General features: G+C 46.1%; 22 protein-coding genes. 17 read left to right on the forward strand and 5 right to left on the reverse strand.

All coding sequences use genetic code 11. The annotated features are described in order from the left end of the window. Nucleotides 1–272 precede the first annotated feature (272 nt). The 3 genes from QUA38_RS02110 (at nucleotide 273) to QUA38_RS02120 (ending at nucleotide 1,295) form a co-directional block, all read left to right on the forward strand. The gene (locus tag QUA38_RS02110) at nucleotides 273–443 is read left to right on the forward strand and encodes a ribbon-helix-helix domain-containing protein (RefSeq protein ID WP_333158778.1); all 171 of its coding nucleotides are present in this window, start codon (nucleotides 273–275) and stop codon (nucleotides 441–443) included. Between the two features lie 83 nt (nucleotides 444–526). After that, entirely contained in the window at nucleotides 527–865 is a 339-nt protein-coding gene (locus tag QUA38_RS02115; RefSeq protein ID WP_333158780.1) for a hypothetical protein, read from the forward strand. After that, nucleotides 849–1,295, forward strand: coding sequence for a DUF5958 family protein (locus QUA38_RS02120; RefSeq protein WP_333158782.1), 447 nt, complete (start codon nucleotides 849–851; stop codon nucleotides 1,293–1,295). The genes QUA38_RS02115 and QUA38_RS02120 overlap by 17 nt, the downstream gene beginning before the upstream one ends. A gap of 216 nt (nucleotides 1,296–1,511) precedes the next feature. Here QUA38_RS02120 and lepA read toward each other — a convergent pair whose 3' ends face one another. Then, the gene (gene lepA, locus QUA38_RS02125; protein WP_006632512.1) at nucleotides 1,512–3,326 is read right to left on the reverse strand and encodes a translation elongation factor 4; all 1,815 of its coding nucleotides are present in this window, start codon (nucleotides 3,324–3,326) and stop codon (nucleotides 1,512–1,514) included. Between the two features lie 327 nt (nucleotides 3,327–3,653). Between lepA and QUA38_RS02130 the strand changes: the two genes are divergently transcribed. The 3 genes from QUA38_RS02130 (at nucleotide 3,654) to QUA38_RS02140 (ending at nucleotide 7,928) form a co-directional block, all read left to right on the forward strand. Then, nucleotides 3,654–3,881: a type II toxin-antitoxin system CcdA family antitoxin gene (locus QUA38_RS02130; RefSeq protein ID WP_333069950.1), complete on the forward strand. Its 228-nt coding sequence runs from the start codon at nucleotides 3,654–3,656 to the stop codon at nucleotides 3,879–3,881. A 561-nt stretch (nucleotides 3,882–4,442) separates the two neighbouring features. Continuing rightward, nucleotides 4,443–6,341 carry an ATP-binding protein gene (locus QUA38_RS02135; RefSeq protein WP_333158784.1) on the forward strand — a complete coding sequence of 633 codons (1,899 nt, stop codon included), beginning with the start codon at nucleotides 4,443–4,445 and terminating at the stop codon, nucleotides 6,339–6,341. A gap of 777 nt (nucleotides 6,342–7,118) precedes the next feature. Further along, nucleotides 7,119–7,928: a GAF domain-containing protein gene (locus QUA38_RS02140; protein WP_333158786.1), complete on the forward strand. Its 810-nt coding sequence runs from the start codon at nucleotides 7,119–7,121 to the stop codon at nucleotides 7,926–7,928. A 309-nt stretch (nucleotides 7,929–8,237) separates the two neighbouring features. Here QUA38_RS02140 and QUA38_RS02145 read toward each other — a convergent pair whose 3' ends face one another. Next, nucleotides 8,238–9,776: a PAS domain S-box protein gene (locus QUA38_RS02145; RefSeq protein ID WP_333158788.1), complete on the reverse strand. Its 1,539-nt coding sequence runs from the start codon at nucleotides 9,774–9,776 to the stop codon at nucleotides 8,238–8,240. A gap of 320 nt (nucleotides 9,777–10,096) precedes the next feature. Between QUA38_RS02145 and QUA38_RS02150 the strand changes: the two genes are divergently transcribed. The 7 genes from QUA38_RS02150 (at nucleotide 10,097) to QUA38_RS02180 (ending at nucleotide 18,360) form a co-directional block, all read left to right on the forward strand. After that, on the forward strand, nucleotides 10,097–10,747 hold the full coding sequence (locus QUA38_RS02150; protein WP_333158790.1) for a DUF3386 domain-containing protein: 651 nt from the start codon (nucleotides 10,097–10,099) through the stop codon (nucleotides 10,745–10,747). A gap of 277 nt (nucleotides 10,748–11,024) precedes the next feature. After that, nucleotides 11,025–11,261 carry a NifU family protein gene (locus tag QUA38_RS02155; protein ID WP_006632519.1) on the forward strand — a complete coding sequence of 79 codons (237 nt, stop codon included), beginning with the start codon at nucleotides 11,025–11,027 and terminating at the stop codon, nucleotides 11,259–11,261. 178 nt (nucleotides 11,262–11,439) lie between these two features. Next, complete coding sequence (locus tag QUA38_RS02160; protein ID WP_333158792.1) at nucleotides 11,440–13,686, forward strand: glycoside hydrolase; 2,247 nt, start codon at nucleotides 11,440–11,442, stop codon at nucleotides 13,684–13,686. Between the two features lie 354 nt (nucleotides 13,687–14,040). Then, the gene (locus QUA38_RS02165) at nucleotides 14,041–16,608 is read left to right on the forward strand and encodes a PAS domain S-box protein (RefSeq protein WP_333158794.1); all 2,568 of its coding nucleotides are present in this window, start codon (nucleotides 14,041–14,043) and stop codon (nucleotides 16,606–16,608) included. Between the two features lie 359 nt (nucleotides 16,609–16,967). Continuing rightward, nucleotides 16,968–17,360 carry a response regulator gene (locus QUA38_RS02170; protein WP_190655560.1) on the forward strand — a complete coding sequence of 131 codons (393 nt, stop codon included), beginning with the start codon at nucleotides 16,968–16,970 and terminating at the stop codon, nucleotides 17,358–17,360. 462 nt (nucleotides 17,361–17,822) lie between these two features. Continuing rightward, nucleotides 17,823–18,041 carry a hypothetical protein gene (locus tag QUA38_RS02175; protein ID WP_190655558.1) on the forward strand — a complete coding sequence of 73 codons (219 nt, stop codon included), beginning with the start codon at nucleotides 17,823–17,825 and terminating at the stop codon, nucleotides 18,039–18,041. Between the two features lie 106 nt (nucleotides 18,042–18,147). Then, nucleotides 18,148–18,360, forward strand: a complete 213-nt coding sequence (locus QUA38_RS02180; RefSeq protein ID WP_333093764.1) for a hypothetical protein — start codon at nucleotides 18,148–18,150, stop codon at nucleotides 18,358–18,360. A gap of 191 nt (nucleotides 18,361–18,551) precedes the next feature. Here the strand turns inward: QUA38_RS02180 and QUA38_RS02185 are convergent, their stop codons facing one another. Next, complete coding sequence (locus QUA38_RS02185; protein WP_015176459.1) at nucleotides 18,552–18,695, reverse strand: chlorophyll a/b-binding protein; 144 nt, start codon at nucleotides 18,693–18,695, stop codon at nucleotides 18,552–18,554. Between the two features lie 628 nt (nucleotides 18,696–19,323). On the opposite strand from QUA38_RS02185, the gene QUA38_RS29240 reads away from it, so the two are divergent. From QUA38_RS29240 to QUA38_RS02200, 4 genes are all read left to right on the forward strand, one after another. Then, nucleotides 19,324–19,551, forward strand: coding sequence for an HNH endonuclease (locus tag QUA38_RS29240; RefSeq protein ID WP_445305021.1), 228 nt, complete (start codon nucleotides 19,324–19,326; stop codon nucleotides 19,549–19,551). Between the two features lie 120 nt (nucleotides 19,552–19,671). Beyond that, the gene (rnc, locus tag QUA38_RS02190; RefSeq protein WP_333158796.1) at nucleotides 19,672–20,868 is read left to right on the forward strand and encodes a ribonuclease III; all 1,197 of its coding nucleotides are present in this window, start codon (nucleotides 19,672–19,674) and stop codon (nucleotides 20,866–20,868) included. Nucleotides 20,869–20,911: 43 nt separating this feature from the next. Then, on the forward strand, nucleotides 20,912–21,604 hold the full coding sequence (gene rnc, locus QUA38_RS02195) for a ribonuclease III (protein ID WP_333158797.1): 693 nt from the start codon (nucleotides 20,912–20,914) through the stop codon (nucleotides 21,602–21,604). A 49-nt stretch (nucleotides 21,605–21,653) separates the two neighbouring features. Next, complete coding sequence (locus tag QUA38_RS02200; protein WP_333158799.1) at nucleotides 21,654–22,253, forward strand: DUF1824 family protein; 600 nt, start codon at nucleotides 21,654–21,656, stop codon at nucleotides 22,251–22,253. Nucleotides 22,254–22,386: 133 nt separating this feature from the next. Here QUA38_RS02200 and glgA read toward each other — a convergent pair whose 3' ends face one another. After that, a complete protein-coding gene (glgA, locus tag QUA38_RS02205) occupies nucleotides 22,387–23,814 on the reverse strand; it encodes a glycogen synthase GlgA (protein WP_333158801.1) in 1,428 nt (475 codons plus the stop codon). A 568-nt stretch (nucleotides 23,815–24,382) separates the two neighbouring features. Beyond that, nucleotides 24,383–25,210: a trypsin-like peptidase domain-containing protein gene (locus tag QUA38_RS02210; protein ID WP_333158803.1), complete on the reverse strand. Its 828-nt coding sequence runs from the start codon at nucleotides 25,208–25,210 to the stop codon at nucleotides 24,383–24,385. Nucleotides 25,211–25,286 lie beyond the last annotated feature (76 nt).

Here is a 25,286-nt window from a genome sequence, read left to right on the forward strand (position 1 = left end):
AAATTGAAAAGCGATCGCCCTTAATCTCCAAAAGTGCGATCGCCCTCGATAATTTGACAGTTAACTTATCAAAAACCCTCCCTCAAAAAAGTTATCCTCGGCGAGAGGGTAAATCAAACACCACTTCAAATCGGATGTTGGGCACTCGTTGCCGAAACAACTGAAGATGTCCCTCCGCATCCGATCGGCTACGATAGCGACAGACGATCGCCCATTGCAAGCTGGACGGGCGAGGTGGCACAATAGGGAAAACTTCCAACAGATTGCAGGGCATGAGCGACAGCGAGCGGATTTCAGTGGTTTTGCCAACACAGGCTAAAAAGGCTCTCGAAAAGTTGTGCGATCTCGAAAAGCGATCGCTCTCCAACTTTGTCTACCTTCTGATTCAAGAGGCGATCGACCAAGCAAAAGCATCCGGCAAGCTCAAATCAACAGAGGACTGAAACTAAAACTTGATTTATCGTGCTTAATTTTTAAATCGAGAAGTGCGAAAAAACTCGCCTACTGCAATGCTAATATTCATTAAATGAGAGGTGTAAAAACATGGCAAGAAGCAGGCATATCTCCAGAAGATGCCAGGAGAATTCAGAATGCAGCCGATCGGACAAAACAAACCATCATAGTTGTTGGCAGTCGAGCAAACGGGAAAAGTACGCCAACTTCTGACTGGGACTATATAATGTTAGGTAAGTCTCGCCAGCGGCATTCCGCTAGCAGTTCCATCCCTCGCGGTACAAGTGGCGGCGAAATTAATAGTTCAGGTCGAGAAACGGGAATCGATATTTTTACTGGCCGCCTCATCTCAGGAGAACCTCACGTTATATTTGAGCCAGACTTAGGAGAGGCAAATGAATCTAGCCGATGAAATTACACTCAATAAAATTCAACAAGAATTAATTAGCCAAGAAGATGCAAAAAAGTGGTTTTTAAGGTTCCCAACCGAATACCAGCAGGAAATATTGCAGCGGCTATCCTACATGACCCTCCAAGCAGGGGCGCGAGAAGAAGATGTTTCCCTAGCTATTGCCAAATCAAAACTTCGCCCAACTTACACCCCTTGTGTATTGCTGAGTAGAGGGCGATTAAAAGAACAAATGGCAAAGCTTTTGAAACTGCCGCCCTCAGAATTGATCAAAACCTTTTTCCTGTTAATGAGTTTATTGGCAATTGCCGATGCGCGCAGGTACTGCAAATATTGTCAAGATGGCTGTAGCCACTGGTGGCATCGCGATTTGAGCGATCGCAAAGTTGTAGATGAAATTCAGCGCGAATTTCAAGAAAGCATTCTTGTTTAAGTTGTAGTAAGCTGTGATGCGAGCGGGCGATCGCCACTCACGCTGCCGCCATATTCTGGGCTGCCACAGGGACGGGCAAGATGACCATCCCACAAGAAAACTAACTCTTTGTGGAACAGGCCCGAAAGCCTGTTCTAGATGACTGCAAATAACTACAAAAAATAGACTCTTTGTGGAACAGGCATCTTGCCTGTTCCTGACAAAAGGCGACACAGATTACGAATCCCGATCGAGCTTCAGCACAGCCATAAAAGCCTCCTGTGGCACATCCACAGTACCCACAGACTTCATCCGCTTCTTACCCTTGGCTTGCTTTTGCAGCAACTTCTTCTTCCGCGAAATATCACCGCCGTAACACTTCGCCAACACATCCTTCCGCAAAGCCGGAATGTGTTCCGAAGCAATCACCTTCGCGCCAATTGTCGCTTGAATCGGCACCTTAAATTGATGGCGGGGAATCAACTCCTTAAGTTTTTCCGTCAATCCGCGGCCCACATTATAAGCCTTATCGCGGTGTACGATCATCGCCAAAGCATCAACCGGATCGCCATTAATTAAAATGTCCATTTTCACCAACGGATTTTCGCGATAACCGATGAGGTGATACTCCATGCTCGCATAACCGCGCGATCGCGATTTCATCTGGTCGAAAAAGTCAGTCACCACCTCCGCCAAAGGCAACTCGTAAACCAGCGTAGTTCGGCCTTGACTCAGATACTTCATATCCATAAAAATGCCCCGCCGACTTTGAGACAGTTCCATCAGCGCGCCGACATAAGTTTCTGGCGACAGCATTTCTACCCGCACATAAGGTTCCTCAATTTTCTCGCGATACTGAGGATCTGGCAAGTGGCTGGGATTGTCAATTGTTAACACTTCCCCTTTAATTGTTGTGATTTGATAAACCACAGAAGGAGCCGTAACAATCAAATCCAAATTGTATTCTCTCTCCAGTCTTTCTTGCACAATTTCCATGTGCAGCAATCCCAAGAAACCGCAGCGGAAACCAAATCCCATCGCACTCGAAGTTTCCGGTTCGTAAGAAAGCGCCGCATCGTTGAGTTCGAGTTTTTCTAAAGCTTCCCGCAAATCTGGAAATTGGTCAGCATCGATCGGGAACAAGCCGCAAAAAACCATCGGTTTTGCTTCTGTATAACCCGGCCAAGGCTCCGGTGCAGGCTTTTTGACCAAAGTAATCGTATCGCCGACGCGAGCATCAGCTACTGCTTTAATTGCCGCGCCCAGATAACCCACTTCCCCGGCGTGCAGTTCGTCTACTTGAACTTGAGTCGGTGAAAGAATGCCCAATTCATCGATGACATATTCCTTACCCGAAACCATCAACAAAACTCGATCGCCCTTTTTGACACTTCCGTCCATCACCCGGAAATACACAATTACCCCGCGATAAGGGTCGTAATAACTGTCAAAAATTAGCGCCCGCAGCGGTTTGTCAACAGTATCCTGCGGCGGCGGCACCAATTCGACGATCGACTCCAAAATTTCATCTATACCAATTCCTTCCTTAGCAGAAGCCTCAATCGCCCCGCTACAGTCCAGACCGATAATTTCTTCAATTTCCCCTTTTACCCTTTCCGGTTCTGCCCCCGGCAGGTCAATTTTATTTAAAACAGGAATAATTTCCAGATTGTTTCCCAAGGCAAGGTAGACATTTGCGAGGGTTTGTGCTTCCACGCCTTGAGATGCGTCTACCACGAGCAGCGCCCCTTCGCAAGCAGCGAGCGATCGCGACACCTCGTAAGAAAAGTCCACGTGTCCGGGAGTGTCGATCAGATTGAGTACGTACTCCTGACCGTCCTTGGCAGTGTAATTCATCCGAGCCGCTTGCAGCTTGATCGTAATGCCGCGTTCGCGTTCGAGATCCATATTGTCTAAAAACTGCTCCTTCATCTCCCGTGCCTGCACAGTCCCAGTCGCCTGCAACAGGCGATCGGCCAAGGTCGATTTTCCGTGGTCGATGTGAGCAATAATCGAAAAATTACGAATGCGAGATACAGGGACGTTAGTCATGTTTTTTATCGAAGAGCTAATCGGCAAAGGATACTTTTTGTTGTATGATTACACAAGCAAGAGTAGAGTGCTTACTTCAACCTCTTACTGGGGATTGAGATGAAACCACAACTGAGACAAACCTCAAGAGTATCAGTTATTACCCTTCAAGTGTGCGGGCTCGGTCGGACACCCAAAAGGAAAAAACTTTTCTCTGTCTCATTGTACAGAAAGCTGTTAAGCGGTTGAGGAAAGGTGGGGTGCAAATTAGGGACTGCAAATATCTAGTCCAGTCGGTTGTCATGAAAAGAATTGAAACTTAAGAATTAAAACTAGGATTTTTTAACTATGAGCCAGCCAAGTATACCCTCCCACAGTTCGTCAGAAAAAGTGGAACTATCTATCCATATAGATTCGGAACTGCTAGACCAAATTAAGCACTTGACGAATGACCCCAGCAAAGTCATTGAAACAGCAATCAAGCAGTGGCTCAGAGGCGAGCGCCGGGAAGACGAGCTGGCTCTGAGTTTACGCCGCAACCCCCCAGTCCCGCCACGTGGTGAATGGAACGACTGAGCTGCTCTCGCCCCTGACGGCGCGCGCAAATCAGCAGGCTATGAAATTTAGAGCGGGCGGACGATCTCCGGCAGATTTCGTGGCGAAAGCTACAGGTTGTGGGCGAGTTAACTCGGCTAACTGACAACCTCGGAACTATTCAAGGTGACGGAAAAAATGCCTGAGCCAGTCCCAGAGTTGAGCTGTTGGCAGCCTCAGATTTTGGCGTAATTTTCAAACTAGATCGTTAATCGGTGCAGATTCCTAATTCCTCAATCTAAATTTTTATTTCTTAATTACCCAAAACGGCTGAGAACGAATAGTGTTGAGTTTTGAGTTGAGTTCAGAATTAAATAATTAATACTTTATGAGTTCATTAATCACTCAAAAGTCAATAGTAGAAGCATAAAGTTTTTGCAAAGTGTGAGTGTTGAGCGATTAATGTTTTAATTAAAAAGCCAACAATTTTTTTGATTAATAACTCACAAATTAACAGTAGAAGCGCCAAACAGTGGGGAGTATTGAGTTCTTTATTAAAAACTCAATACTCCAAAATCAGAACTACTTTCATCCCCTACTCTGATGGACTCTAACACAGATTTCCGGCGATCGAGCCTCGCCTCTACAGCCTTTTTTCAAGAGTTAGGGGCAGAATTAGTATTTACCCAAGACGGCTCTGGTCAATATCTATCTTTTTATTGGCAAAAAGCCGAACAGTACAACCTTACAGCAGAACAAATTGTCGATCGCCCCCTCAGCGAAACCCTGCAACCCATCCCCCCTGCGCCTTATCTCGATATCCTGCAGCGGACGATCGAAACCCTCGTACCGCAACGGTTCAGCTATCCATTTTGCCACGCCGGACAATATTTTCTCTTCGATTTGACACTTACTCCGGCGATCGACTCAAACGGCAAAGCTGCAAAAGTCTTAGTTATGGGAAGGCTGCTGTCTGACAAACCCACAGACAGACGGCCCGACTCCCCAGAATTTATGCTCTATCCAGCTTTGCCATCCCCATCGGACGCCCGCCCACAAATGCCGCTTCCAGCGAGCCACATCCCCGGTCGAGTTCTCCCTTCCTACTCGGAAATCGACCGCAAAATCATCTCCCAAATTGCTCACAACTTGCACAAAACCCTCGATTTAGACACAATTTGGCAGCAAACTGTTAACAGCTTGGGTCAAGTTTTGAACGCGAGTCGCTGCATCATCTGTTCCTACAAACAAGACAGCGAAAATCTCGAAACTTCTCCCTTCCTTGCCTCGGAAAATCCGCAGAATTCGACCGCAGCAGCAGCCGAATTACAACAGTCAATAGCTAAGGACTCCTCGCCCCCGCTTTCCCCAGCTCAAATCGAAAATCTCCAATCGAAAACTTTTAAAGTAGTAGCTGAATACCGCCAAGAAGCTTACTCTTCTATGCTGGGATTAGAACTGCGCGCAGCCGAACAGCCAGGGTGGATTCAAACTTTAGCCACCTTAAAACCAGTAGCAGTCGATTACACCTCCCCCGCCGCAGATCCCTTCCACCGCCATTCCGTACTCGTAGCAGCTACCTTTTATGAAGACCAACCTAATGCACTGATATGTTTGCACCGCTGCGGCAGTTCCCCAAAATGGAGTCATGTCGAACTCGAATTCGCCCGCGAGTTAGTCGCTCAAGTCGGCAGTGCGATCGCCCACGCTACACTTTACCAAGAATTGGAACAGGCGCGCGCCGAAGCCGTAGCTCTTTCCCAACTTAAAAGTCAATTTCTTGCCAATACTTCTCACGAACTCCGCACCCCCCTCAACGGCATCCTCGGCTTCCTAAAACTGCTTGTGGACGGCATGGCAGATGACCCCGAAGAAGCGCACCTATTTATCGAAGAAGCTTACCGATCAGCATTACATTTGTTCAATGTCATTAACGATATTTTGGATATCGCTAAAATCGAAGCTGGCAAAATGGAGTTAGACCTCGCTCCCGTCAAACTCGGCGAACTTTTGCAACAAGTTGAGAATTTTACACGGGTTCAAGTCGAGCAAAAGCGATTGCAATTTCAAATCCAAAAACCTTCTGTTGAGGACGAGATTATTGTGTACGGCAACTACCAACGCCTGCTTCAAGTAATCTTGAACCTCACGGGGAATGCGATTAAATTTACTGGGGAAGGGGGAATTCGCATCAGTGCTGAGGTTATTAAGAAAAAGGTGACTGTTCACAACCAGCAGTTTCCCGGAATGGTGAAAATCCGAGTCGCTGATACTGGCATTGGGGTTTCTCTCGACAAGCAAGATAAATTATTTGAGTCGTTTTTTCAGGTGGATGGCGCTCGTACCAGACAATACGGCGGCACCGGTTTGGGATTGGCTATTTCTCAAAAACTTGTAGAAGCAATGGGGGGTACAGTAAATTTTTACAGTATGGGGGAAGGACTCGGAGCTACGGTTACTTTTACTGTACCCCTTTATCAAGAACCACTATTTAAAAATTAATCATCGGTAATCAATCATCAATAATTTCTCCTCCGCACGTTGAAGGAATTAGGAAGCCTAAATTAGGAATCAGCAAAAAGTAAGAAGCAAGAAAGAATCAGGAAGCAGCAAAAAACAGCTATAGCAGTTCTCAAATTTCGTGAGACACTCGGAAGCTTTCTTACCAATTAAAAAACTGTACCTGACTCACTTAAAAATTGTTATATTCCTGTACTTGTGAGTTTTTTTGCCTTAATAAAAGTCATCGATAATGGGTAATTATCCTACCAACACAGTTCGATCGCCCACCAGCGTATAAATTTTGACTTTTATCCGTCGCCAAGCTCCCTCCTTGGGAGTTTTGGACTGCTATCGATCACCCACGCCACTTCCGATCCCCACCCAGAATTGGCATAAATCAAATCCGGGGGATACGGATAACAGCTCATCTTTAATCTATCGGCTGGCAGCTAACACCTCTTAGTAAACCCCCACAACCCGCCAACTTTACAAGAACTTAATGCCTGCTTTTAGAACTGATTCAGCTTCCGAATCCCCTACTGTAAAGGATTGTTAAGAAAACTGTTGCATAGAAGGACGCTCTCCGTTCTGTGTGCAGATCATAAAGATCTTGTAAAGACAGCCCAACTACTTAGTAATTTTTGAAAGCGTGTGGCAATATTTAAGTAGAATTACGTAATTCATAAGTGGGACAGCCGCAGACTGGCAAATTGAGTAAATTCCTGCTCTGTTGCCGGAGTGGTAAACTTTTGCCAGTCTAGTAGAAAAAGGGTTGCTATGAATCAGCAAATATCAGCTCAATCGCAAAAGCTTTTACTCCAAATTGGCAGAAATATTCGTCGAACCTTGGATATCAATACCATCTGGCAGCAAACAGTTAACACTCTGGGAGAAACACTAGGCGTCAGCCGCTGCATCATTTGTCCCTATGAAAGTTCTAACCTGCAAGTCAAAGTAGCTGCTGAATACTGCCAAGAACCATTTTTACCCATGCTGGGAATGGAAATCTCGCTCACAGCAGCACCTCATTTCCTTCAAGCTCTAGCTACCCTCGAACCAGTGGTAGTAGACTCCTTTGCAGCCAATGACCCTTTTGGGCCCCAGTCGCTGCTAGTGGTGGCTACCGCTTACCAAGAGCAACCTAACGGCATAATTAGCTTGCATCAGTGCAAAGGTCGATCGTCGGGGAAGGGTAAGACCGATCGACCTTGGACTCAATGCCAGATCGAATTCGCACAAGAACTCGCCGAGCAAGTAGGAAGTGCGATCGCCCTCGCCACCCTCTACCAAGAGCGCAGCAAGCGAGTACAAGGACTATCCCAGCTCAAAAAGCAATTTTTGTTGAAGGCATCCCACGAGCTCCGCACTCCCCTAAATCACATCATCGGCTATCTACAACTAACCATAGACGACCAAGCTGACGATCCCATAGAGGAGAGAGATTTTATCGAAGAAGCTCACCGTTCGGCTATCCACCTTTCTCAGGTAATTTCCAATATCTTAGATTACATTGAGTTAAGTGAAGCTTGCCAAACTCACGCAGAGTTAGCCACTTTCAGGAGTCAGGAAAAATCGGGGTACCAGTAAACATTCTAATGGCGTATTTAACAAGTCTAATATTTACCGTGCCAACCATTTTTACCCTGGAAAAAGCTGATACTTTATCGATAGATTCCCTAAATAAATTCGGTAGCTGGTTCATCAATTATTTTTAGGGAATTATAGTTTTACACAGTACAGCATAGCAACTACTACGCGTAGTAGCCCGGTGTGTTAATCATATTATTTCCGCTGGAACAACTTCCATCAAATAGGTTATTTGACCGGAAAGGATATTGCACGCATAAGATTGCACTTTCGCACTTTTAATGCTTTTAACTTGTGCTTGATATAAAATTACCCACTGCCCTTTTTTTTCGGAGTTTTTGGAGGGCTGACATATCGCGCCCAAAAAGGTTCCTCCATATCTTTCATCGCTGCTAATTTTTGGCGTTCTTCCTCTATGCGCTTGCGTTCTGAAAGATCAGAAAATATGTTGATACTGCCGACAGTCTGGCCGCCCGCATCTCGCACGCGTGCGGCAAACAGCCAAACATCGATTGAACGACCGTCTTTTTTCAACAAAGATATTTCCAAACCGTTTTGCGGTTTGCCATTAGACGCAGACTTTAGCAGCGCGTAAAAATCTTGCTTTTGGCCTTCAGGAATATTCGGTAAAGGTTTGCCTAAAACCTCAGCAGCAGTCCAACCAAAAAGTTGTTCGGCAGCGCGGTTCCAAACAACGGTATTGCCGTCATTGCTGGTACAGTTAATCGCCAGCGGCGCCGATGCTATCTGGGCTTGCAAAACTTGGTTAACGAGTTGCAGTTTCAATTCTACTTGCTTGCGATCTGTTATTTCCTGACAAGCGCCCCACAAACGGACAACCCGTTCAGCAGTTTTGTCCCACACCACTTGCCAGTAGTCCCGTACCCAGCGCACCTCGCCTTTTTGATTAATAATGCGATACTCATTAGCTCCAGTGCGGCTGAAAGTACAGCCTTCTAATTGTTTAATTAACATTTCCCTGTCGTCGGGATGAACGAGTTCAGAGTTCCACCAACCAAACGATTCTAATTCTTCAGGAACGATCCCGGTGCAGCGCTCAAAAGCTTCTGTCGCCCACTCGCAGGCGAACTTGCCGTCGGGCAGTCCTTTAAAAGAATAGGCAAAATCGGAAGTGATTTGCGACATAACTCTGTAGTGGAGTTCTGACTCTCGAACTGCGATTTCGGCTTGCTTTCGTTCCCCTATTTCCCGCGAATTAATTATAATTCCCTGCACGCTAGAATCGTAAAGCAAACTGTTACCTATCGACTCCATGTAGATCCAAGAACCGTCAGCATGGCGTTTCCGATATTCGATTGCCCCCCCAATTCCTGGAGATTCTAACAACTTACCAAAATACGTCTGCCAAGCCAGCAAATCGTCTGGATGGATTAACTCGCCATGAAATTTGCCAATTCTTTCTTCTGGATTGTAACCCAAAAGCCTCTGTAGGGCTCCGCTGTGGTATCGAACTCGCCCGTCGGAGCCAACAATGCTAATTAGATCGGGAGAATTACGCAGCATAGCTTGCAGTTTAGCTTCACTTTTAGTTAATGCTTGATTGTCCCTGCGATGCTGGCTGATTTGTTTTTCCAACTGCTCCCGTAGCTGTCTGATTTGCCCTACTTGCTGGGCTACAGTGCGTTCCAAAAGGCGATTATTTTTTTCAAGCTCAACCAGCTTTGCGGCGTTATTTGTGGCGCTTTCAAACAAGCGGCTGCCTGCCAATTCTTGTAGAGAATTTGATAAATTTTCCAAAATCTTTGTAAAAATTGCCTGTTGGGGGTGTGGCAATTCCCTAGCTTGTTCCTGCAATGTTTCTAAGTGTTTGTAGACAGTTTCTAGCATTTTATTAAGGGGGGAATCTAATAGTTGCCTGCGGGTGCAACCCCTAAAAAGCGGACACAAGTTTTTTCAACATAACCCATAACAAAGACTGGTAGGTGGCGATCGACCCATCGCGCTCTCAATAACCAGGCATTTTGGGACTTTATTTTCAAATCATAGCAATCGATAGAGACAGTAAATTCTTGTTGCGCCCTAATTGCCAGCCCAGCAGCACCCCCAAAAAGTGCTCGCCAAGAGTGCGGGTAACTCCCCTAACCAGTGAATGTGGGGCTTCTCGCGGTTAAGCTAAACTAGATGGGTGTCAAGAGAAAGAGGGATTTATGACAGAGCAAGCCAACGCTCGCGATTTGTTTCGCGCTGCTTACGAACACCGCTATACCTGGGATGCCAATTTTCCCGGTTACAGTGCCGATATTGAACTCAAACAGGGCGACGAAGTATATACGGGTCATGTTTCCATCAAACCCGACATGAGCGTGGAAGTCAGTGGCATTGAAGATGAGGAAGTGCAGCAAAGCGTATACACCCAAATGCGCGATATTGTCACCCACCGAAAACGCTCGACATTTGAAAAATCTCACGGCAAAAATAGCTTTACCCTGGGCGAGAAGGACAGCACCGACGCTGTGGACATCTTGGTGCAAGGTGACTCAATGGGCTCGAATTATAAAATCCGAGGTCTCTCAATTTGTCAAGTCAGCCGGGTGATGGGTCGCATGGCTTTCGTAATTGACACACACAAAAGCTTAGAGACCCCCGAAGGTTCTTTGGCGACTCACTACGATGCCGTTTTCCGCAACCCCCAAACAGACGAAATCATCAAAGAACTCGCATTTGAAGATACCTTTGAGAAGATAGGCGACTATTATGTCATGACAAAGCAAGTAGTTCGAGCAAAAGAAAAAGGTCAACTGACAACAACCGAGTTCAACTACTCCAACGTCAAACTGCTAGAACCAGCAGTAGTGTAGCGCGATCAAAAACCCCATTTCTTAAATAAAACGGGTTTTTTGGATAACGTATCAGAATCAACTTGATTTGGCAGCAAGTAACGCTACGATCGAACTAGAGAGCGAATTCTGATCGAGCATCAGCATGACAGAAACCGGGTTTCCGGCAGCCAGTTCACCTGAGTGCACAAGTCTTTTGTCAAGGAACCCGGTTTCTTAAATCTCGTGCGGTTGAGAATGCTGCCCTTGAGTCAAATAGAACAAAATCAACTGCAAGAAATCATCACAGAGGCAAAATATGACACTAGCACTAACCAGAGATAACGTCGAAACAGTTCTCGATGAAATGCGCCCCTACTTGATATCCGACGGCGGCAATGTCGAACTCGTAGAAATAGACGGTCCAGTCGTACACCTGAGACTGCAAGGAGCTTGCGGCTCTTGCCCGAGTTCCACAATGACTCTGAGAATGGGCATTGAACGTCGCCTGCGCGAGGCTATCCCAGAAATTGCCGAAGTCGAACAGGTAATGTAATTAGTCAGTTGGCAATTGGCAGTTGGCAGTTGACTGTTGACGTTTGACAGTTGACAGTTGACAGTTGACTGTTACCAATTACCAACATTTAATTGCCAATTACTAATTACCAAATTTAATTACCAATTACCAATTACCAATTACCCAATTCAATTACCAATTACCAATTACCAATTCAATGTCTCACCCCCTTTATGTAGCCTTCATTTGGCACCAACACCAACCGCTATACAAATCCCGAGTATCAGGTAGCGCAGGAGCAGCGCAGTACCGGCTGCCTTGGGTGCGCTTGCACGGAGTCAAAGACTACTTGGATTTAGTGCTAATGCTGGCAAAATATCCAAACCTGCATCAAACAGTAAACTTGGTTCCCTCATTGATTTTGCAGATAGAAGACTGCATCGCAGACAGAGCATTAGACCCTTACTTGGCGGTGACATTAAAGGCAGCGGAAACTTTAAATATCGAAGAAAAAGAGTTCATTTTAGAACACTTCTTTGACGCCAATTACCACACCCTGATTCAGCCACACCCCCGCTACGCTCAACTCTACACTCAGCGGCAGGAAAAAGGCATTCAGTGGTGTTTGGCAAACTGGAAATTGCAGAATTTTAGCGACTTGCTGGCCTGGCACAATTTAGCTTGGATTGACCCGCTGTTTTGGGACGATCCCGAGATTGCAGGGTGGCTGAAACAAGGACAAAATTTTAGTTTGGTAGACAGAAAAAATATCTACTCAAAACAAAAAGAAATCCTCGCTCGCATCATTCCCCAGCACCGTAAAATGCAAGTTGAGGGACAGTTGGAAGTCTCCACAACTCCCTACACGCACCCGATTTTACCGCTGCTTGCCGACACTAATGGCGGCCGCATAGCTATTCCAAACATGACGCTGCCACAACACCGGTTTCAGTGGGAAGAAGATATTCCCAGACACCTGAGAAAAGCCTGGGAAATGTATGAAGATCGGTTTGATTGCCAACCGCGCGGTTTGTGGCCGTCGGAACAAGCAGTCAGCCCGGAAATTTTGCCCTACATTGCCAAACAAGGCTTTAAATGGATAGTCTCGGACGAAGCAGTATTGGGGTGGACAATTAAACACTTTTTCAACCGCGACGCGACAGGGAATGTCTACGAACCAGAATTCTTATATCGCCCTTACCGTTTAGAAACTCCTGACGGCGATTTAGCCATAGTATTTAGAGACCACAGATTGTCCGACTTGATCGGGTTTACCTACGGTTCGATGGAACCGGAAAAAGCAGCATCAGATTTAGTGGGACATTTAGAAGCGATCGGCAGAACTCTCAAACACCGACAGTCCGACGGCCAAACAGCTTTAGAAAATCCCTGGTTAGTGACGATCGCCCTAGACGGCGAAAATTGCTGGGAATTCTATCCCCAAGACGGCAAACCGTTCTTAGAATCCCTCTATCAAACTCTCAGCGACAATCCAGATATCAAATTAGTCACAGTCTCGGAATTTCTCGACCAATTCCCAGCAACCGAAACAATTCCCGCAGCCCAACTGCACACCGGTTCCTGGGTGGACGGTTCCCTCACAACTTGGATCGGTGATCCCGCGAAAAACCGGGCTTGGGACATATTAGGGCCCGCCAGACAAATGCTGGCCAACCATCCAGAGGCCACAGAAGAAAGCAACCCAGAAGCTTGGGAAGCGCTGTATGCAGCCGAAGGTTCCGACTGGTTCTGGTGGTTTGGCGAGGGACACACGTCGAACCAAGATGCCATGTTCGACCAGCTATTTCGCGAACACGTAGCGGGAATTTACGAAGCTCTCGGCGAGCCCGTACCTCCGGAAGTGCGGCGAGAAGTAGAGGTGCACCAGGTTCAAGGCGACCACCTGCCGCTGAGCTTTATTCACCCGGTGATTGACGGTATCGGCAACGAACAGGATTGGGACAAAGCCGGCCGGATCGAAGTTGGGGGAGCAAGGGGTACGATGCACCGGAGTTCGGCAATTCAGCGGCTTTGGTACGGGGTTGACCACTTGAATTTTTACATTCGCGCCGACTTCAAGGTAGGGGTGCGGCCGGGAATTGATTGCCCGCAGCAGTTAAATTTGTTCTGGTTTTATCCCGATCGCACGATGCACAACAGTCTGATTCCGCTGTCGGGTTTGCCTGACGAAGCACCGCTAAACTATCGATACCACCATCAGTTAGAGATTAATTTGCTGACGAAATCGATTTGGTTTCAGGAAGCAGAAGAGGGCGATCAGTGGCAGCCCCGCATTAGCCGCGCCCAAGTGGGAGTGGATAAATGTCTGGAGGTAGCAGTACCCTGGGCGGATTTGCAGATTATGCCCGACTGGCAGGTGAGGCTGATTGCGGTTTTATCGGATGGGAGTTGTTACTCTAGCTGTATGCCGGAAGATGCTTTGATTCCGATCGGAATGCCGTAAAAAGTCATTAGTCATTAGTCATGAGGCTGTAGGGGCGGGTTGCACCAACTTTCATAGAACTGACAACCCAAATAAATATCAACCCGCCCCCTGAATTAGTAATTAGTCATTAGTCATTTCTTGAACCAACAAACAATTAAATAATTATCAAATTATATTAAATTGGGGCTTCAACTCTGGCTACCTAATGCCTCGATCATTTCGATCGCGTCCGGTTGATATAAGGCTATAACATTTGTTTGCAGTGAGGGCTTAATTCCTACTAAAAAAGAGGACTTAAGTCCTCACTACAAAAGATATAATAGTTAATTTACCGGACATCATATCATTAGTCATGGGGAAATTAACACACTAATGAGCCACATTTTACTCTTGGTCGATCGCCACCAACAACTTAATTTGCCGATCGCCCACCTCAACACCGAGCATGAGGTGCTCGTACTCGATCGCGCTTTAGATCCCAACTCCGAATTTCCCATTCCCCAAATCGCTTTTGACTTGTGCATTCTCGACGAGGCAAATTTCGATCGCATCGGGCCGCTGGTAGAATCATTAAAAGCTGCCGCCGAGCCAATATTTTTACCGTTTTTGCTTGTTAGTAAGTCCCCAACGCCTGCTCTTTTTGACCAGCCATTTTCGCAGCAGGCAAAACAACTAGAACGCAGAATAGACGATTTGATAGTAAGTCCCGCCGAACCTGCCCAACTGCATTTGCGGGTAGAAAATTTGTTGGCGCGCAGGCGGCTGTCCCTAGAACTCCACAAACTTCAGGAAGTAATTAAGGAAAGAACTTTTACAGAAAGTTTGTTAAAGGACTCGCTGCAAACGGCAAACGAAAACCTGCAACGGGAAATCGCCAAGCGGGCGGAGGTAGAAGCTGCACGGCGAGAAAACTCCTATCTCGACTCGCTGATAAATGCGATGCCAGATATTGTCTGCTTCAAAGATGGTGAGGGCAGGTGGCAGGAGGCAAATAGAGCGATATTGGAAGTGTTCGAGCTAGAAAAAATAGACTACCGCGGCCTCAAAGATTCTCAGCTAGGAGAACTCAGCAGTTTTTACCGCGAGGCGCTACAGGCCTGCGAGGTGAGCGATAGAGAAGCGTGGGAAAAAGGTGAGCTTTCTAGGGGAGAAGAAGTGATTCTCCGCTCAAACGGTACTGTGAAAATCTACGACGTGATTAAAGTACCCGTATTTCACCCCGACGGTAGACGTAAAAGTATAGTGATTTTGGGTCGGGACATTACCGAACACAAGCAAACAAGAGACGAACTCGTGCGCTTGGCGTCGATTGTCGAGTCTTCCGACGACGGCATAGTCGGCAAAACCCTCGCCGGGACCATTCAGAGCTGGAACGCAGGAGCCGAGAAGATTTACGGCTACTGTGCCGCGGAAATCAAGGGCCAGTCGATCGAGATTTTAGCCATACCCGAACGCCCCAAGGAAATGCCGCAAATTCTGGAAAATATTAGGGCTGGAGCAAGCATCGACCATTACGAAACCGTGCACTTGCGGAAAGACGGTCAACAGATAGATGTGTCGTTGACGATTTCTCCGATTAAAGACGCCACTGGAGCGGTAACGGGCGTTTCGACAATCTCTCGCGACATCAGCGACAGCAAGCGAGTCGAAAAAGCCTTTGAACAACTCCGCCACCAAACAGAAATGATTTTGTTCTCCGCAGGAGAAGGAATTTGTGGGTTGAACAAAGAGGGAAAAGTAACTTTTGTCAATCCTGCGGCGGTGAGAATGGCTGGGTGTGAATCGAAGCAATTGATCGATCGACCGCTCTATGAAAGCTTACATCGTTCACAGGAAGAAGGTTCAAAGGGGATCCAGCAACTCTCACCTGTAACAGACATCAATTCAGGGTCTGAGCTGATCCCACACTGCGCCGCACCACAGGCGGGCAAACTGCTGCCGAACCGGGTAAGTTCTCAAATTTTAGCCACCTTGGAAGACGGAGAGGCGCGGCGCGTCACCGATGAGATTTTTTGGCGGCGAGACGGCAGCAATTTTCCGGTTGAGTACGTTGTCGCTCCCATGCGAGAAGAAGGCGAAATTATTGGAGCTGTGGTGACTTTTAAGGATATCACCGATCGGCTTGCCGTCGAGCGCATGAAAGATGAATTCATCTCTGTTGTCAGCCACGAACTGCGGACACCCATGACCTCAATTCACGGCGCCCTGGGCCTCCTCAACAGCGGCCTGCTGGACGCTTACCCCCAGAAAGCTAAGCGGATGCTGGAGATTGCTGTCACTAACACTGACCGCTTGGTGCGGTTAGTCAACGACATCTTGGATTTAGAGCGGATGGAGTCGAGTTACAGCACTGCCATCAAACAAACTTGCAATGTGGCTGAGCTGATGTTGCAGGCGGCTGACGAGATGCAGGGAATGGCTCAGCAGGCGGGAGTTACTCTGTCGGTGAAGCCTGTGGGGGGGCAATTGCAAGCTGTTCGCGATCGGCTAATTCAAGCTTTGACAAATTTACTCAGTAATGCTATAAAATTTTCTCCCTCCGGCGCTACGGTTTGGCTGAGCGGGGAGTTGACCCACAACCCCGATTTGACAGAAAAAGCAGCGCACAAGTCGGTGTCGTCTCCGTCTTTGTTATCTCCTGAGCCTGCCGCCGCGCCTCCGCATTTGCCAGTTCCGAGCTCGTGGTACATCGTGATTGCTGTGAAAGATCAAGGGCGGGGTATTCCGCCAGACAAACTGGAGATGGTTTTTGAACGCTTTCAACAGGTTGATGCTTCTGATTCTCGCCAGAAGGGAGGTACTGGTTTGGGGCTGGCTATTTGTCGCAGTATTGTGCAGCAGCACGGGGGACGGATGTGGGTGGAGAGCGTTGTGGGGGAGGGCAGCACTTTTTTCTTAAGTCTGCCACTTCTCAGGGAGGGGCTTGCAACTGAAAGTTAATTTCTACCCAGGTGTACCCAAAGTTACTGATTTTGTGCAAATTGTTCGATCGAGTCATCGACAAACAATCTCAGCCTTTTCTGCAGTTTGGGGACAGCAGGCAAAAAGCGCGATTTGAGGTCGAAAAGCGGCTTTTTTTGGGTGGGATGTTTTACAGCAACCGCGCCAGACGGTTAGGATGTTCTTAGTTGAAATCCTGCCGCTCGATTGCAACTTCGGTCTTCCTTCTTCCTTCTTTCTTCAATATCTGCTATACAGTTTTGAAAATTTACTGTAAAGTCCGATCGGCTAAAATAATTTGCTTTACAAAATATTCACATTTCGCCTCTAATCTGTGATCAGTTCTCATTTCTAAAAAAATGTTAATTTTGACTGCCAAGCGCATCTTGGTTATTGACGATGCGGAAGATATTCGGGAAGTAGCTCAAGTCAGTCTTGAACTGGTGGGGGGCTGGGAAGTCCTGACAGCGAGTTCGGGCCGCGAGGGGGTTGCTAAGGCTCTTGCCGAACAGCCTGATGCTATTCTATTGGACGTGATGATGCCCGACCAAGACGGGCCTACTACTTTTCTACAGTTACAAGCTAATAAGGCTACGCAGCACATTCCGGTAATTTTATTGACTGCTAAGGCTCTGGCTGGCGACAGGCGGATGTTCGCGGATTTGGGGGTGGTGAGCGTGATTGCCAAGCCTTTTGAACCGATGTTTTTGGCGGCTCAGGTCGCTGAGGCTTTGGGCTGGGAGCAAGAATAGATCGATCGCGCGCCTTGAATTGTACAGCTTTTCGAGCAGTAGTTTTGCAGGCAAAGAGAGTTAAAAAAACTTGCTTTCTTTGGTATGGTTCATGAGGTCGAATCGGATTGATCGGACAAGATATATGTAGCGACTTAGGCGCCGTGCCTTTCATCCTGTCAGCTTAAGACAAAAAACCTCAGTCCGGTATCAATTACAACCCTGTCGGTGTTGGGGTGAAATTGATACAAATTATGGATGCCTAAGTCCCTATTGGTAGTGCGCTTATTTAACCGCATTCGGCCTCAGCCATGAACTGAATATTCCTGTGGGTTTCTCGGACAAATATAAGCTGGCAAAATTATTTTACTTTTTGTAACAAATCACTCGTCTTCATAAGTTCTTCAGGTTTTAGTTTTATGTTTAAGCAGAACGTCAGGGATCGCTCCTGACTGTTGGCAGACACATTGGGAGAAGACGACTATGCCCTCAGCTTACATTTTGCTACTAATAGTTTCTCTGGCAGCAGTCTGGGTTTACTGGCAAACCTCTCAAGATATTTTTGTTCTTGTGGCTTGGGCCGGTCTGGGTTGTTTTATTTGGGGTTTCTCTTGGGCTCCTTGGAGCGTTCAGCTTTTGATTGTGGTGTTACTGTTAGGCCTCCAAAAGTGCTACTTGCGCGACGCTCAAAGCTGTGAGTGAAAGAGATTTTTTATTTTTGTGCCTGGAATTGAGATATGCAGGCATTCGTGAATCTCTCTAATGATTTGGTTATCGCTCCATATCTTCAAAAAAGGTTTAAAATATCATGAATAGTTGCCCTTGTTGCTCCTCTAAATTGCTCCGCCACGCTCGCCACAATCGCGTTTATTGGTTCTGCTCGCACTGCTGGCAGGAAATGCCCGATCTGTCGGAGATGATTTTGGGTAACAGCGTGCGGACTCACAAACGCGACGGTTTGGTGAAGGTGGCGACTTTGACTCCTAAATTGAGGATTTTTGAGTCTGTAGAAATTGCTTAGTTTGCTGGAGTTAGTCTCCCGATAAATATTGAGACGGAAAAGATTTTTGATTGTCTCATCTGTTAGATTTTTTGATAAAAAATGCAAAAGCCCCTTCCGTGTGAAGTGAAGGGGACTTAAGAGCGGGGGACTTTTGCACTTGTGATGGGGTCGATCGCCTGAATTTCAGCTATTGTATGCAGTTAAGCTGATTACATCAAACCGATTTGAGAGAGAATGCCTTGACCAGTGAGGAATTCGGTAGCTAGGCCGATAACGAAGCCCAACATTGCCAAACGGCCGTTCCAGGTTTCAGCAAACTCAGTGAAGCCAACTTTTGCGTCTTTGTTTTCCATGACCAGAAACCTCGTTTAATTTCAACCTTATGTAACTAAACTTAACACAGCAGTACCAAGTTTGCAACATATTTTTACATTTACTGTTCAAACGCCGGAGATCAGCGGGAGGGGCCCGCAGCGAGAGGGGCTCGCGGGGGAAAGATTGACATAGAGCTTCGCTGTCTGCTAGGCTTGAGCGAAATCATTGGTTCATCAAAATTCCAGTGCCGAGCGTGGGCTGCTGTCTCACCTATCGTATATGTATATTTTTTTACATATATGCTTCAATATGTGATTAGTAAATAACATTGCTAAGTATTTATCTAAATATCTATTGCAGTTGTCTATTAATCTCATATAGATGTATACATATAAGAATATTTACATATACGGTAGATGAGACATCAGCTCACACCTAGCGTCACATGAAAAGTGTTTGCTTAGTGTGAGTTGTTCTCATTTATGAATTGTCCGACAGAAAATTATCCCTATAAGATAAGTAAATTAGAAGTAGCATTAATCCCTACTTTTAAATCTTATTTGTTTGAGAATATTCATCTCTTCCCAATCCCTAAGCAACATTCCTTATTTGCTGGATAACTGATGTTTCAATGCTGTTGTAAACAACAAGCAAAAGGAAACCGAAATGAATCCAAAGCAGAAGCATAACAAGAAGCAAAAACTGATCGATGATTATGGTCAGAACTGTTGGTGGTGCGGTAAATTTCTCCCAAGGAATCAACTGACTATTGAACATTTGCGCCCCAAAAGTCGCGGTGGATCTGACTGTATAGAAAACCTACGACTTGCTTGTCTTTCATGCAACCAGTCTCGCGGAAACAGTCTCTACCCTCCCAACTGGGTAAGGGGGTAAGTGTTTATAGGTAACATCTCAATTCATCACCCCGGTTTTTCAAATAAACCGGGTTTTACCCAGAAATAAAAACCATAATTTACCTTAAGTGTTCGAGAGAAGGAAATAACAAAGATGGCAATGAACAATAACGAACGAGTTGGCAATGCTTTAAAATTTCTCTGTCAGAGATTGTACCCTTATGTGGAACAGCAAATGCAAGCATTTTACGGCGAGCGCTGGCTGGCAAAGGCTCAAGATTGCTTGGTCAACAATAAAATACCCAAAAGAAAAATAATAGATAATATTCTGCGTGAAGATGTTTTGACCCTGTTGTCAGTCATGTCAAAGCAGTGGGATAATGTCTTCAAAAAGCATCTAACTCCTTTTGAAAATGCTCTAGTGATTGAACTTATAGAAGTCCGCAATAATTGGGCGCACAATTCCTCATTTTCCAGTGAAGATACCTATCGCGCTCTCGGCAGTATTGCCAAACTACTTAAAGCTATAGCTGCCTCAGATGCAGATATTAAAGAATTAGAAAAGCAAAAACAAGATGTCATGCGACTTCTTTCTCAAGAGCAAACTCGTCACGAAACTCGAAGTTCTTCTGCTGAAGAATCTCGCTTTAGAGCAAGTTTAGCAGAATTACTAGAAACACTAAATTTTCAGGATGCTTCTTTGTTAAACCAGGCACTGACTCACCGCTCGTATCTTTACGAAAATCCGAAAGAAGTAAGTGAAGATAACGAGCTACTAGAGTTTCTTGGTGATGCCTTGTTAACTTTCCTGAGCGCTGAGTATCTCTATCGTGATTATTCAAATAAAAGTGAGGGTGAACTGACTTGCATACGTTCTGCGTTAGTAGATAAGGCACAGTTAGCGAAGTTTGCGATCGAGTTAGACATTGGCAAATGGATGCGATTAAGCAAAGGTGAAGCAACAAATGGAGGCACCGCTAAAGAGTCGTTGCTCAGCAACACTTTTGAAGCAATTATCGGCGCGTATTTTCTAGATTCCGGCATTGAGGCAGTCCGCGATTTTGTAGAACCGCAATTTACGTCAGTAGTGGAAGAAGTTATTTCTTCTCAGCCAGAACCGGACTCTAACATTTTTGTAGATCCAAAAAATCAGCTTCAGGAATGTGTACACCAGAATATCGGGCCAATTACCCCTCAATACATCACGATCCAGGAGGCAGGGCCAGATCACGCTAAAGAATTTACTGTGGAAGTGCGTATAAATGGACAAGTATACGGTCAAGGTAGCGGTCGCAGTAAAAAAGAAGCTGAAAAACGTGCTGCTGAAGTCGCACTAAAAAAAGTCCGGCTAATATAGAGACGTTTTAGATATTAATTTCCCAGCAAGTCAAGACATAAAAATGTACAAACTACCAAAATTTAAAAATGAATCACTCCTCATTCGCGCGCTCACTCACCGTTCCTACGTTAACGAACACCCAGAAGCAGGCGAACACAACGAGCGACTAGAATTCCTCGGCGACGCCCTGCTAGGTTATCTAGTTGGCGAAGTCTTGTACAAGCGCTATGAAGATTTTAGCGAAGCTCAATTAACTCGCTTGCGTTCTGGATTAGTCGATCAGGATCAGCTAGCAAAGTTTGCTGAGCAACTAGGTATAGGCAAGTTAATGCGCCTGGGAAAAGGGGCAGAACAAGATAAAGGTCGCCAAAATCCCTCTTTGCTTTGCGATACTTTTGAAGCGATTATTGGTGCATACTATCTCGACTCAACCATTACACCTGTCCGCGCCTTTGTTAAAAAGCTGTTTATTCCAGTTGCTGATAGTATGATTTACCCTCAGTCCGATGCTGGGCAAAAAAACCTTGTAGATTCTAAAAATCGATTTCAGGAGTGGGCTCTGGCAAAATTCGGTCAAAACCCGGAATATTCAATCATTGACGAGGAAGGCCCGGATCATGCCAAAGAGTTCACGGCAGAAGTGTATGTCAGCGGTAAAATGTACGGTGTTGGCCGGGGCCGTCGCAAACAAGATGCTGAGAAAAATGCGGCAGAAGATGCGCTAGCAAAACTGAAAAAACCCGGACCGATCTAAACTTGAAAACGCGGGTAAAAACTACTAGCTTTTTTCTGCGATACGGGCGTTGGCTAAGTCATTGAAGACGATCGCCAGAATTGATTTCCAGAGCACACAATGGGCTATAATCAGGACTTGTGCAAGTGTTACCGCCGTCGATCGAGGGTTGCAATGGCAGAAATTCGTTGACGAGTACCCCAGTGTCGATCGTAATTTTGGGAAATATTCAGAGCAATTCATGTCTACTCAAAACCCGACTACCCTAACTGTTGAAGAAGCACAGCAAATCCTCAAGGATTTCACTTGTCTGGATATGCAATCGGCAGCATCACCGCTGGAAAAAAAGGCCCTCCGTCAAGCTATTTTGTTGGTAGCAAGTTTGTCGGATTATCAAATGTTGGGAGTGTGCGCTGCTTCGACGGATGAGGGGTTTTTAGCTTTAGAAGCTTATTTGAAAGCTTTGGGATATCAAGTTGTTTTAGATCCCAATGCTGTCTCGACCTTTGCTGGTTCGGTTTATATTAAGTTCAATACTTTGAAGGGGTCGTATTATGTTGACGGCTATCCCGGAACTTACCGGGGCGTTTTGATTTCGTGTCAATCTGCCTCAGAAGGTGGAGTTACGGGCACTTACGGTCATTTACCTCTCGATTTATTTATTGATTAATTTGTCAGTAGGTAGTCGATCGATTAAATTCAATCAAAAACTGACTCATGCACCTTACTAAGCTGTAGGGTGCGTCAGCCGAGCGCCCTTGGATTCAGTTGAATCGAACACCGACTGACGCACCTTACTAAAATTAACCCTTGCCAACGCTCAATTCTGCCTCTGGTTCCGGTGCGGTTTCTTCTGGTGGCAGTCCCAAAACATCGCTGTACAAGTTGACGTATTTCCGGGCCGAAATATCCCAGCTAAAATCTTCTCTCATGCCGCGCTGTTGCAGTTCTTTCCACTTATCTTTGTAGCGGAAACCTTCCCAAGTTCTGATCATGCAGGTGAACAAATCGAGGGGTTCGTAGCGATCGAAACAGTAACCTGTACCAGTATTGTCAATCGGGTTGTTGTGGGAAACGGTATCGACTAAACCGCCGGTGCGGCGAACCATTGGCACGCACCCGTAGCGGAGGGCGAGCATTTGGCTGATGCCGCAGGGTTCGAAACGGCTGGGCATCAGGAAGCTGTCGCAGCCTGCGTAAACGCGCCTGGAGAGGGCCTCGTTGTAAAGTAGTTGGGTGGACATCCGACCGGGATAGCGGGCTGTCATTTGCCAAAGTTGGGTTTCGTAGTAGCGATCGCCCGTTCCGAGTACAATAAATTGAGCGTCGGTATAGGCCATGAACAGATCGAGCATTTGAATTATCAAATCCAATCCCTTCTGTTCTACCAGCCTTGTCACCATGCCGATCAAAAAAGCATTTTTATTCACTTCCAAGCCGACTTCTTCTTGCAGCGCAATTTTATTAGCGGGGCGCTTTTCAATAGTATCAACACTAAATTGTTGATGGAGGTACTTGTCAGTGGCGGGGTTGTAAGATTCTGTATCAATTCCATTCAAAATGCCTGATACTTTACCGCCGAGGTAAGACAGCAAACCTTCCAAAGTTTCCCCATAAGCTGGGGTTTTGATTTGCTCGGCGTAAGTCGGTGAAACTGTATTTACTCGATCGGCAAACTGTACAGCAGCGGCCATTGTATTGTGACCTTGCATATACCAAGGACACCAAGTCATCTGCTCCAAACGCCAGCGCCATGGCCCTTGATAAGCTAAATTGTGAATAGTAAAAACCGTGCTGATATCGGGGTCTTGGCTCATCCAAACAGGTATCATCCCCGTATGCCAGTCGTGACAGTGGATAATTTGGGGCTTCCAATGATTCCAGGCAAATTCAGCCGCAGCATTGGCAAAGAAAGTGAACCTCCAATCTTCATCTAAACCGCCGTAAACTCGGCGCGGCAAGAAAGATGGATGTTGTAATAAGTATAAAGGTACATCGGTTCCCGGCAAAACACTTTCAAAGACCGAGAAGCTTTGGAACATGGCAGACCCATCCCAAACAGGTTTTTTGGGAACGTCCATTTTGTCGGGGATAAAACCGTAGTAGGGCATGAAGATGCGGACATCGTGTCCCATGCGCCGCAAAAATTTAGGCAAAGCGCCGACGACATCGCCCATACCGCCCACTTTAGCGAGAGGTGCTGCTTCGGCGGATACAAATAAAATACGCATTATTTTTTTGTGTTCCTTGAGATTGTTAGTCTAGATTAAGTTTAAATGGGGAGCGTCACAATATTAACGCGATCGTGCCAAATAAATAATTTTCGATCCCTATTCTCAGATCGGCGTCGGTTCATCTGCAATAAAAAAGAGAGCGATCGCTTTTTGAGGTAACAGTGGCAGAGGATGAAAGTGCGATCGCCCGTACTCTCCTCCCGCGATAATTTTCACGCTTTAATCAAACTTATCTGTCACTTTCTGAGGGACGGTAAACATCAAAAATTGTATGAAGTCTGCTCACCTTTACCCATTAGTAAAACTGCCCCCAAAGCCATCAGTATCTAATTAAGGAAATAGCGAGTACCTTTTTCATACCCTCTGAGAAAAAAAGCGCTCTTCTTCGAGGGCTTCGCCAACGCCCGAATCACATATTATGGACAACGGGAGCATCTTAATGAAAGTAGCCAATGGAGTTTTGAGGCAGGAGACAGGAGGCCCGAAGCTGCGAGGAAAGGAGAAGAAGGAAGGAGCCAAAAGAAGTGTTTTTACAAATATGAGATCCTCCCCGGACAACTCCCGGCTAATTCTGAGAATTGTCCTCAAAAGTCTCCTCAAATCCCGCTAGAAAATCATCCAAAGCTTCAGAGGCGATCGCCAAATTAATATTATCAGCATCTTCCCATCCCCACGTATTCACCCCAACAACTTGACCTGCCATATTAATCAGCGGTCCGCCGGAATTGCCCGGATTAATGGCTGCATCTGTTTGCAACACCTTCACCTCAGCAACATCATCTTCGTCGTCATCGCCTTCTTCATATTCCTCCGGTTCGCGAATTGCACTCACAATACCTTGAGTTACAGTTGAAGCAAACTGGCCCAAAGGATTGCCCACAGCAATTACTCTATCTCCCACTTTCACATCAAAAGACAACTCTAGGGGAGGATATTCTTGGGGAGAGTCCACTTGTTCTCCTGTGTTCGGGTCGAAGGTAAAATCGCTAATTAAGAGTAAGGCTAAATCTTCTTCAGCATTACCAGTAAACACCACCTCGGCCAATCTCAATTTTCCGTCGTGAGTTTCGACTAAAACCTGTTCGATTTCATCTTCTTCATAGAAGTAATCTTGATCGGCAATATCTTCTATAACGTGATAGTTCGTGACAATTATGTCCGGCGATACAAAGAACCCGCTTCCAGAAGAAATTTCTTCTTCTGTATCCCAATCCATGACGTAAATTGACACTACCGACGGCAAGACTTGCTCGACTACATCCGACAAATTTCCTGCTTGAGTTTTGAACTCTTTCAATTGCTTCTGCAAAGCTTGTTGGTCGGCCTGCATTTTGCTATACAGTTGCTGAACGTTTTTCAATTCCAGCTTTAATTGAATTTCTCTAGCGCTCATATTTGGCCTTTACCTGAAATAAATTGCTGATTAATTTTGGATGTTTGATTGTAGATTGTGGATGGGTAGGTTAAGA

The organism is Microcoleus sp. Pol12B4 (assembly GCF_036701385.1).
Taxonomy (GTDB): domain Bacteria; phylum Cyanobacteriota; class Cyanobacteriia; order Cyanobacteriales; family Microcoleaceae; genus Microcoleus.

What these genes read in the sequence shown, in the direction of transcription:
- QUA38_RS02120 (WP_333158782.1), top strand. Translation starts at nt 849, where the DNA reads ATGAATCTAGCCGATGAAATTACACTCAATAAAATTCAACAAGAATTA.
- QUA38_RS29240 (WP_445305021.1), top strand. Translation starts at nt 19,324, where the DNA reads ATGAATCCAAAGCAGAAGCATAACAAGAAGCAAAAACTGATCGATGAT.
- QUA38_RS02130 (WP_333069950.1), top strand. Translation starts at nt 3,654, where the DNA reads ATGAGCCAGCCAAGTATACCCTCCCACAGTTCGTCAGAAAAAGTGGAA.
- rnc (WP_333158797.1), top strand. Translation starts at nt 20,912, where the DNA reads ATGTACAAACTACCAAAATTTAAAAATGAATCACTCCTCATTCGCGCG.
- QUA38_RS02165 (WP_333158794.1), top strand. Translation starts at nt 14,041, where the DNA reads ATGAGCCACATTTTACTCTTGGTCGATCGCCACCAACAACTTAATTTG.
- QUA38_RS02160 (WP_333158792.1), top strand. Translation starts at nt 11,440, where the DNA reads ATGTCTCACCCCCTTTATGTAGCCTTCATTTGGCACCAACACCAACCG.
- QUA38_RS02140 (WP_333158786.1), top strand. Translation starts at nt 7,119, where the DNA reads ATGAATCAGCAAATATCAGCTCAATCGCAAAAGCTTTTACTCCAAATT.
- QUA38_RS02180 (WP_333093764.1), top strand. Translation starts at nt 18,148, where the DNA reads ATGAATAGTTGCCCTTGTTGCTCCTCTAAATTGCTCCGCCACGCTCGC.
- QUA38_RS02135 (WP_333158784.1), top strand. Translation starts at nt 4,443, where the DNA reads ATGGACTCTAACACAGATTTCCGGCGATCGAGCCTCGCCTCTACAGCC.
- QUA38_RS02115 (WP_333158780.1), top strand. Translation starts at nt 527, where the DNA reads ATGAGAGGTGTAAAAACATGGCAAGAAGCAGGCATATCTCCAGAAGAT.
- QUA38_RS02155 (WP_006632519.1), top strand. Translation starts at nt 11,025, where the DNA reads ATGACACTAGCACTAACCAGAGATAACGTCGAAACAGTTCTCGATGAA.
- QUA38_RS02150 (WP_333158790.1), top strand. Translation starts at nt 10,097, where the DNA reads ATGACAGAGCAAGCCAACGCTCGCGATTTGTTTCGCGCTGCTTACGAA.
- QUA38_RS02110 (WP_333158778.1), top strand. Translation starts at nt 273, where the DNA reads ATGAGCGACAGCGAGCGGATTTCAGTGGTTTTGCCAACACAGGCTAAA.
- QUA38_RS02145 (WP_333158788.1), bottom strand. Translation starts at nt 9,776, where the DNA reads ATGCTAGAAACTGTCTACAAACACTTAGAAACATTGCAGGAACAAGCT.
- QUA38_RS02185 (WP_015176459.1), bottom strand. Translation starts at nt 18,695, where the DNA reads ATGGAAAACAAAGACGCAAAAGTTGGCTTCACTGAGTTTGCTGAAACC.
- lepA (WP_006632512.1), bottom strand. Translation starts at nt 3,326, where the DNA reads ATGACTAACGTCCCTGTATCTCGCATTCGTAATTTTTCGATTATTGCT.
- QUA38_RS02175 (WP_190655558.1), top strand. Translation starts at nt 17,823, where the DNA reads ATGCCCTCAGCTTACATTTTGCTACTAATAGTTTCTCTGGCAGCAGTC.
- rnc (WP_333158796.1), top strand. Translation starts at nt 19,672, where the DNA reads ATGAACAATAACGAACGAGTTGGCAATGCTTTAAAATTTCTCTGTCAG.
- QUA38_RS02210 (WP_333158803.1), bottom strand. Translation starts at nt 25,210, where the DNA reads ATGAGCGCTAGAGAAATTCAATTAAAGCTGGAATTGAAAAACGTTCAG.
- QUA38_RS02170 (WP_190655560.1), top strand. Translation starts at nt 16,968, where the DNA reads ATGTTAATTTTGACTGCCAAGCGCATCTTGGTTATTGACGATGCGGAA.
- glgA (WP_333158801.1), bottom strand. Translation starts at nt 23,814, where the DNA reads ATGCGTATTTTATTTGTATCCGCCGAAGCAGCACCTCTCGCTAAAGTG.